The 8,992-nt window shown below is 71.9% G+C and carries 6 protein-coding genes; 4 read left to right on the top strand and 2 right to left on the bottom strand.

Going from position 1 to position 8,992, the window contains the following annotated elements:
- Positions 1–171: 171 nt before the first annotated feature.
- The 4 genes from ABZ297_RS45490 to tuf all read left to right on the top strand — a co-directional run bounded on the left by ABZ297_RS45490 (position 172) and on the right by tuf (position 6,617).
- Complete coding sequence (locus ABZ297_RS45490) at positions 172–1,257, top strand: M20 family metallopeptidase (protein ID WP_355360404.1); 1,086 nt, start codon at positions 172–174, stop codon at positions 1,255–1,257.
- An 82-nt stretch (positions 1,258–1,339) separates the two neighbouring features.
- Entirely contained in the window at positions 1,340–4,141 is a 2,802-nt protein-coding gene (locus tag ABZ297_RS45485) for a glycoside hydrolase family 2 TIM barrel-domain containing protein (RefSeq protein WP_355360401.1), read from the top strand.
- Between the two features lie 233 nt (positions 4,142–4,374).
- Positions 4,375–5,205 (top strand): methyltransferase domain-containing protein, encoded by an 831-nt coding sequence (locus ABZ297_RS45480; protein ID WP_355360398.1) that lies wholly within the window; start codon positions 4,375–4,377, stop codon positions 5,203–5,205.
- A 245-nt stretch (positions 5,206–5,450) separates the two neighbouring features.
- Positions 5,451–6,617, top strand: a complete 1,167-nt coding sequence (gene tuf / locus ABZ297_RS45475; protein ID WP_355360395.1) for an elongation factor Tu — start codon at positions 5,451–5,453, stop codon at positions 6,615–6,617.
- 167 nt (positions 6,618–6,784) lie between these two features.
- Here tuf and ABZ297_RS45470 read toward each other — a convergent pair whose 3' ends face one another.
- Complete coding sequence (locus ABZ297_RS45470) at positions 6,785–8,170, bottom strand: LCP family protein (protein ID WP_355360392.1); 1,386 nt, start codon at positions 8,168–8,170, stop codon at positions 6,785–6,787.
- A gap of 292 nt (positions 8,171–8,462) precedes the next feature.
- A partial coding sequence (locus ABZ297_RS45465; RefSeq protein ID WP_355360390.1) for an enolase C-terminal domain-like protein occupies positions 8,463–8,992 on the bottom strand: 530 nt, incomplete at its 5' end.

Below are 8,992 nucleotides of genomic sequence, written 5' to 3'. Positions count from 1 at the left end.
TTTTTAATCATCCGGCCCCCACCCTTATCAACCCCTTAAATACAACAAATTGTCCCTACCCCCCGCGCTTCCGAACCCGCCGCGGCCCCCCCCCGGGCCGACGACCGGGCCGGCGACTGGGCCGGCGGCGCGCTGCTGCGCGAGGCGCTGGCCGCCGAGCTGCCGGAAGCGGTGGCGCTGCGGCGGGAACTGCACGCGCAGCCGTGCCTGTCGGGCGAGGAAGGGCCGACGCTCAAGCGCGTCCTGGAAGCGCTGCCCGGCGCGCAGCTGGAGTACGTCGCCGACACCGGCGCCGTGCTGCGGATCGGCGGTCCGGGCCCGGCGGTGGCGGTGCGCGGCGAGCTGGACGCGCTGCCCATCAGCGAGCGCACCGGTGTCCCGTGGGCGGCCGCGAACGGCGCGATGCACGCCTGCGGCCACGACGTCCACCTGTCCGCCGTCGTCGCCCTGGCCAGGGCGGTGTCCAGAGTCCAGGCGGCCGCGCCGCTGGTCGTGGTGTTGCAGCCGCGGGAGGAGAGCTACCCGTCCGGCGCACTGGACGTCGTCCGGTCGGGCGCGCTGGAGCGGCACCAGGTGGCCGCCATGGTCGGCGCGCACGTCCAGCCGGTGCTGGACTCCGGCGTGGTGTCCTGCACGCCGGGAGCCGTCAACGCCTCCTCCGACGAGTTCGAGGTGATCGTCACGGGCGCGGAGGGGCACGCCGCCTACCCGCACCTGACCCGCGACCCGGTCGTCGCGATGGCGCAGGTCATCGTCGCCGCGCAGCAGCTCGTCAGCCGCGCCGCCGACCCCATGGTGCCGACCGTCGTGACGTTCGGCACCGTCAACGCGGGCACCGCGCCGAACGCCGTCCCCGGCGAGGCCGTCGCCCGGGGGACGCTGCGGACGATGTCCGAGACCTGGCGCGAGGCCCTGCACGACCGGTTCACCCAGGTGGTGCGGGACGTCGCCAGGGCGCACGGGTGCGCGGCCGAGGTGCGGATCGTGCGCGGGGAGCCCGTCCTGGTCAACGACTCGGCGCTGGCCGTCCGGGCGGGCGAGCTGCTCAGGCACGCGGGACGGACGGTCACCGAGGAGCTGCGGTCGTGCGGCGCGGACGACTTCGCCTACTACGGCGCGATCGCGCCGTCGCTGATGATGTTCGTCGGCGTCGACACGGCGGCCGGGCTGCACAGCCCGGAGTTCCTGCCGGGCGACGGCGACGTGGCGGCGGTGGCCGAGGCGCTGCTGGCCGGGTACCTCACGGCGGCGGGATGAGGGCGCGTCGTCGATCGGCGCCATCTCAGGACACGAGACTCGTCGCTGACGAAATCGCCTCGAACCCGTAGGCTCGGCGACGATGGATCTCGAGAACTTCACCCCCGGCTCGGGCCGCCTCGAACCCCGGGCAGCCCTGCGTTCCGACGCCCCCACCCTTGACCTCAACGGCGAGTGGCGCTTCCGCCTCTCCCCGGTGGCCGACGTGCCGGCGGACTTCGCCGACCCCGGATACGACGACTCGTCCTGGGACGACCTGCCGGTGCCGTCGCACTGGCAGCTGCACGGCCACGGCGCCCCCGCCTACACCAACGTCTCCTACCCCTTCCCCGTCGACCCGCCGCGCGTCCCCGACGAGAACCCGACGGGCGACTACCGGCGCGCCTTCGACCTGCCCGACGGCTGGACCGGCGGACGGCTCAGGTTCGAGGGCGTCGAGTCGTTCGCCAGGGTCTGGCTCAACGGCCACGAGCTGGGCTTCTCCACGGGGAGCAGGCTGCCGGTCGAGTTCGACGCGGGCCCCTGGCTCAGGCCGGGGCGCAACGTGGTCGCCGTGCGCGTCCACCAGTGGTCGGCCGCCAGCTACCTGGAAGACCAGGACATGTGGTGGCTGCCGGGCATCTTCCGCGACGTGACCCTCACCCGCTCCACCGCCGACGTCTTCGTCCACACCTCCTACCGCGACGGGCGCGGCACGATCAGCTTCGACGGCAGCTTCGACGGGCGGGGCCTGCTGAGCGTCCCCGAGCTGGGCGTCACCGATCTCCGGCCGGGCGTCGAGGCGAGCGTCGACGCCGAGCCGTGGTCCGCCGAGACGCCGCGGCTCTACGACGCGGTCGTCACTCTGCCCGAGGAGACGGTGCGGCTGCGCGTCGGCTTCCGGACGATCTCCATCGAGGACGGCGTCCTGCTCGCCAACGGGCGTCCGCTGCTGTTCAAGGGCGTCAACCGGCACGAGTTCCACCCCGAGCACGGCCGGGCCGTCCCGTACGAGACCATGCGCGCCGACGTCCTGCTGATGAAGCGGCACAACGTCAACGCCGTCAGGACCAGCCACTACCCGCCGCACCCCGACTTCCTCGACCTGTGCGACGAGCTGGGCCTGTGGGTGATCGACGAGTGCGACCTGGAGACGCACGGTTTCACCAAGGTCGGCTGGCGCGGCAACCCCACCGACGACCCGCGCTTCGCCGAGGCGTGCCTCGACAGGATGCGCCGCACGGTCGAACGGGACAAGAACCACCCGAGCGTGATCATGTGGTCGCTCGGCAACGAGGCGGGCGTCGGACGGAACCTGGCCGCCATGGCCGACTGGGCCCGCGAGCGCGACCCGTCGCGTCCCCTCCACTACGAGGGCGACTGGTCCTGTGCCAGCACCGACGTCTACTCGCGGATGTACGCCGAACACGCCGAGGTGGAGGCCATCGGGCGAGGCGTCGAGGACCCGCTGGACGACCCGGACCTCGACGCCCGACGGCGGAAGATGCCGTTCCTGCAGTGCGAGTACGCGCACGCGATGGGCAACGGGCCCGGCGGGCTCGCCGAGTACCAGGAGCTGTTCGAACGGTATCCGCGGCTGGCCGGCGGCTTCGTCTGGGAGTGGATCGACCACGGGCTGGCGCACCCGTCCCTGGAGTACGCCTACGGCGGCGACTACGGTGAGCCGGTCCACGACTCCAACTTCGTCATCGACGGCCTGATCTTCCCCGACCGGACGCCGTCGCCGGGCCTGCTCGACCTCAAGAAGGTGTTCGAGCCGGTGCGGTTCACGTTCGGCGACGGCGTCGCGCAGGTGTCGAACCACTACGGCTTCCGCGACCTGTCGCACCTGCGCTTCCACGCCGTCGTCGAGGCGGAGGGCGTCCAGGTGGCGGAGTTCGACCTGGACGTCCCCGTGGCGGGCGGCGAGGTCAAGCTGCCCGACCTGCCGCCGGGGGAGGGGGAGCGCTGGCTCACCGTGCGCGCCGTCCTCGCCGCCGACGAGCCGTGGGGCCCGGCCGGGCACGAGGTGGCGTGGGGCCAAACCGTCCTGTCGTCGTCCGAGGGCCCCGCCGTCCCGGTGCGGACCGCCGCGCCCGTCGCCCGCTCCGGCGAGATCGCCCTGGGGGGAGGCACCTTCCACCCGCGTACCGGCAGGCTCACCGGGCTCTTCGGCCTGGACGTCGAGGGCCCGCGGCTGGAGCTGTGGCGGGCGCCGATCGACAACGACCGCTTCGGCGGCCTCGCGTCCAGGTGGCGGGCCCTCGGCCTGCACCGCCTCACCCACCGCGTGGACGAGGTCGAGCTCGGCGACGAGCTCGTCGTCCGCACCAGGGTCGCGCCGGCCGACACCGACCTCGGGATGCGCGCCACCTACCGGTGGAGCGCGGCAGGTGACGCGCTCGACCTGACCGTGGACGTCGAGCCGGAAGGCGACTGGACCGAGCCCGTCCCGAGGATCGGCGTGGTCATGTCGCTGCCGGCCGCGATCGGCGACGTCACCTGGTTCGGCCGCGGCCCGGGAGAGGCCTACCCCGACACGGGGATGGCCGCGCGCGTCGGACGCTGGTCCGCCACCGTCGAGGACCTGCAGACGCCGTACGTCTACCCGCAGGAGAACGGGCACCGGGCCGACGTCCGCTGGGCCGACCTGACCGCCGCCGACGGCACCGGGATCAGGGTGACGGGCGCGCCCGTCTTCGGCCTGACGGCCCGCCGCTGGACCACCGCCGACCTGGAACGCGCCGCCCACCGCCCCGACCTGGTGCCGGGCGACCGCCTCCACGTCAACCTGGACCTGGCCCAGCAGGGGGTCGGCACCGCCTCGTGCGGCCCCGGCACCCTGCCGAAGTACGTGCTCGAAGCCGGCCAGGCCACGCTCCGGCTCCGCTTCTCACCCGTCTGATTCGCGCGCCGGGGCGCACACCGCCGCGCCCCGGCACCGCGTTCACCCGTCCGACCCACCTGAGGGGGCCTGGGCGCACACCGCAGCGCCCTCCGCCTCCCCATCTGATCGCACAGTCCGATCGCACAGTCTGATCGCACTGTCTGACGGCACTGTCTGATCGCACCGGGCAGAGTGCTCGACGAAAGCGCTCCGCCCCGTCTCCGTAGAAACGGACCCGTTGAGGAGTCGTCGTGGACGAAAAGCAGTACATGGCCGGAGTGTTCCACCGGGCGTCCGCCAGCTACGAGCGGGTCGGCGTGCCGTTCTTCGGCCCGGTCGCCGCCGAGCTGGTACGGCGGGCCGCGCCCGCCCCCGGTGACAGCGTCCTGGACGCCGGATGCGGCACCGGCGCCTCGCTGCTCCCCGCCGCCGACGCGGTCGGCCCGGACGGGCGCGTCGTCGGGCTGGACCTGGCCCCGGGGATGGTGGCCGCCGCCGAGGCCGAGATCGAGCGGCGCGGGCTCAACCACGCCAGCGTCCTGCAGGGCGACGCCGAGCAGGCCGACGACCTGCTGGCGGGGGAGCGGTTCGACATCGTGCTCGCGGGCATGATGCTGTACTTCCTGCCCGACCCGGTGGCCGCGGTCCGCTCCATGGCGGGCCTGCTGCGGCCGGGCGGACGGCTGGCCGCCAGCCTGCTCGCCCAGCCCGCCCCCGCCGAGCTCGAACTCCTCGGCGCGGTCGCGCACGCGCTGGCCCCGTACACGGCCGGTGCAGGGGCCGCCCCCTTCCAGCGCGCGCTCAACAGCCCAGGAGAGCTCGCGGACCTGCTGGAAGAGGGGGGCCTGGAGGACGTCCGCTGCCAGGACGTGGTGTTCGAGGTGGTGGTGGAGGCGGGGCAGGTGTGGGACTGGCTGTGGTCGGCCGCCCGCCGCGCCTCCCTGGAGACCATCCCCGAGCACCTGCGCCCGGAGGCGAGGGCGGCCCTGGAGTCGGCGCTCCCGTACGAGCGGTTCGTGCTCCCCCGCACGGTGCGCTTCGCCACCGCGCACCGCCCGGACGCGCCAGTCGCCACCGGCTGACCGGCCCCGCTGAGACGTCGGGCGGCGGAATAATCCGTTGCCCGGTGCTGCTCTGGTACGTCACTATGACGCTCATGTTCCTGCACGCTCAGCTGACGACGCCCGCCGCCGCGGGCGTCTTCGAGCGTGCCTGCGACGGCCTGGAGCGCTGACCTCCTCCCGTAAGTCCTGAGGTGACCCGGCGGGGGGAGGTAGACCGGCCCACGACGGGTCACGCGAACTCCCAGGCGTCAAAGGAAGCAACCATGGCCAAGCAGGCCTACGTGCGCAACAAGCCGCACCTCAACATCGGCACGATGGGCCACGTCGACCACGGCAAGACCACGCTGACCGCGGCGATCACCAAGGTGCTCGCCGAGCGCGGTGGTGCGACGTACACGCCGTTCGAGAGGATCGACCGCACGCCCGAGGAGGCGCGGCGGGGTATCACGATCAACATCTCGCACGTCGAGTACGAGACGGCCACCCGCCACTACGCGCACGTGGACATGCCCGGGCACGCCGACTACGTGAAGAACATGATCACGGGGGCGGCGCAGCTCGACGGGGCGATCCTCGTCGTGTCCGCGCAGGACGGGATCATGCCGCAGACCCGCGAGCACGTGCTGCTCGCCAAGCGGGTCGGGGTCGAGCACCTGGTCGTCGCGGTGAACAAGGCCGACGGCGCCGACCCCGAGCTGCTCGACCTGGTCGAGCTGGAGCTCGGCGAACTGCTGGCCGAGCACGGCTACCACGACGTGCCCATGGTCCGGGTCTCCGGGCTGCGGGCGCTGGAGGGCGACCCCGAGTGGACGGCGTCCATCGAGACGCTGCTCCAGACGGTGGACGAGCACATCCCGGTCCCCGTCCGGTACGTCGACGCGCCGTTCCTCATGCCGGTGGAGAACGTGCTCACCGTCACCGGGCGCGGCACGGTCGTCACCGGCGCGATCGAGCGCGGTTCGGTCAAGGTCGGCGACACGGTCGAGGTCGTCGGCCTCGGCGAGGGCCTCACCGCGGTGGTCACCGGGGTCGAGACCTTCGGCAGGACGATGGACCGGGGCGAGGCCGGCGACAACGCCGCGGTGCTGCTGCGCGGCGTCCGGCGCGAGCAGGTACGTCGCGGCCAGGTGCTGGCGGCGCCCGGCTCGCAGAGCGCCCACCGGCGCCTCACCGCCAGGCTCTACCTCCTCACGGAGGCCGAGGGCGGGCGGCGCAGGCCCATCGCCAGCGGCTACCGGCCGCAGTTCTACCTGCGGACGACCGACGTGCCAGGCGAGATCGTCATGGACGCGCCGGCCGGGCCCGGCGACACGGTCGAGGCGGTCGTGGAGCTGGGCAGGGCGGTGGCCCTGGAGCCGGGGCTGGGCTTCGCGGTGCGCGAAGGCGGCCTGACGGTCGGCGCGGGCACCGTGCTGGGCGTCCTCGACTAGGTCCGTTTCCTGGATCAGGAACGGAGCCGGCCGAGGTAGACGAAAGGGGCGGACCACGTACGTCCGAGAGGGCAGCCCTGCTCTCTCGTACTTGGTCCGCACCCCTTCTTGCCATCACGGACAGAGACGGCGACCACCCCGTCACCGGGGGTGAAGCTGATCGGGGATCACTGGCAGGGGTTGGTGGACGCATCCACCGTCTTGTCCTTCAGCGAATCGGGGATCACCGAGGTCACCCGCACGCCAGGCCAGTCGGTGCCGATCACGAGCTGAACGATCGGTCCCGACGCCTTCATGGTCGGCGTGGCCGTCGGGGTCGGAGCGTTGAACGGTTCGGTGCTGGTGGGTTCGGCCTTTCCCGCAACGGGCGTGCGCTTGTCCTTGCTGAGCCGGGCCGCGACCGCGTCGGCGTAGGCCGCGCCGTCCTGCTGGCGCTTGGCGTAGCGGATCTGCGTGGTGGCCGTCGCTGCGGCGTTGCCGGTCTCGGTCACCACGAACCCCTGGGCGGCCAGCTCTTCGGCGGCCCGCACGGCCAGCCCCGGCTTCCCGGAACCGTTGAGCACCTGAACACGGATCTTGCTTTGCGGGATCTCCGCCTGCGGGGCGGTCGAGGCGGATGGCGCGGGTGAGGCGCTCCGGGTGACCTCGACATCGCTGCGCAGCCGCGAGAAGAAGTCATCGGCCGCCGGTTGGGCCAGCTGGACGCGGTTGTGGTCGGCGGGGTAGGCCTGGACGGGGACGGTGACTCCTTTCAGCTGGCCGGCCGTCATGCCTTGCACGCTACGGGCGATCTCCAGCATGCGCTCCAGGGAGAGCTGATCATCCACGGTGACGGCTGCGATGCCGGCATGCAGGAAATCGTTCAGCCTGCCGGGGTCGGTGAGCATGCCGCCGTCGGTGACCTTCTTCATCACCTGGGCGAGGAAGATCTGCTGCCGTTTGATGCGGGACAGGTCGCTGCCATCGCCCATCGAGTAGCGGGCCCGCACATAGCCGAGTGCCTGTTCGCCGTTCACCACGTGCTTGCCGGCGGTCAGCACCAGCTTGGCTTTGGGGTCGTTGACCGCCTTGGGCAGGCAGATCGAGATGCCGCCGAGCGCGTCGATGATGCCCTTGAAACCGGTGAAGTCCACCTTGACGAAGTGCTGCAGTCGCAGCTGGGTCAGCGACTCGACAGTGCGCATCGCGCACACCACGCCACCGTCGTTGAAGGCGGAGTTGATCTGCCGCAGCCCGGAGGCCAGGGGGGTGCCGTTCCTGTGCGTGCAGGGCGGGACGGTCACCATCAGATCGCGTGGGAAGCTGATCAGTGTCACCTTGTCCCGGTCCGGCGATATGTGCAGCAGCATGAGCGTGTCGCTGCGTTCTCCCAGGCCTTGCGACTTGGCGCCGTACTTCTTGTTGTCGCCCTCGCGTGAGTCCGACCCGAGCAACAGCACGTTCAGGGCGCCGGTCTCGGGAGGGCGTTGATCGCCCAGGGCATGTGAGACGCTCTCCCGCTTCAGTCCGTCGTCCAAGCTGCGGTAGTAGGCGTAGGCCGCCAGGATGGCCACGATCAGCAGGGTGCTCAGGACGCCGCTGCCCCAATAGCCCCAGTGCGAACGTGGCTCCTTCCGTTGCGGCGTATCACGAACGCCTCGCCTGCCCATAGATGCCCCGTTCATCCGGACGGTGTGAAGATCGCGAACACCGTAGCAAAGCGGACAAGCTGGGGCAGGGCAAACGCTGTGGCCATCCTCAGCGGCCCCGGCGACCCGGCCTGGTGCCGGGGTGTGTTCTACGAGTTGGCGGACGGCTCCCGTACCTGCGTCCGCCCGCCCGCGCCACCCCCAGCGGGCCCAGAGGTCAACCTCCCAGCGGGATCCACTCGGTGGCCGTGGTGACCTCGTCGAGCACGGCCGGGATCGGCTCCACGCCGAGCCCCGGCCCGGTCGGGACGCTCAGGTGGCCGTCGGACAGCTCGAAGGGTTCGGTGATGTCGGTGGCGTAGTAGCGGCGTGAGGCGGAGGTGTCGCCTGGCAGGGTGAAGCCGGGCAGTGCCGCCAGCGCGACGTTCGCGGCCCGGCCGAGCCCTGTTTCGAGCATGCCGCCGCACCAGACGGCGATGCCGTTGGCTCGGCACAGGTCGTGGATGCGGCGGGCTTCGAGGTAGCCGCCGATGCGTCCTGGCTTGATGTTGATGATGGAGCAGGAGCCGAGGGCGATGGCGGCGGCCGCGTGCTCGGCCGATTCGATCGATTCGTCCAGGCAGATCGGGGTGCGGACCTGCTTGGCCAGTGCGGCGTGCTGGACCAGGTCGTCGTTGGCGAGGGGTTGTTCGATCAGCAGCAGGCCGAAGGCGTCGAGTTCGGCGAGCCGGCGGGCGTCGGTGAGGG

Source organism: Nonomuraea sp. NPDC005983, from assembly GCF_040614375.1.
Taxonomy (GTDB): Bacteria; Actinomycetota; Actinomycetes; order Streptosporangiales; family Streptosporangiaceae; genus Nonomuraea.
This window is presented reverse-complemented; position numbering and strand designations above follow the sequence as displayed.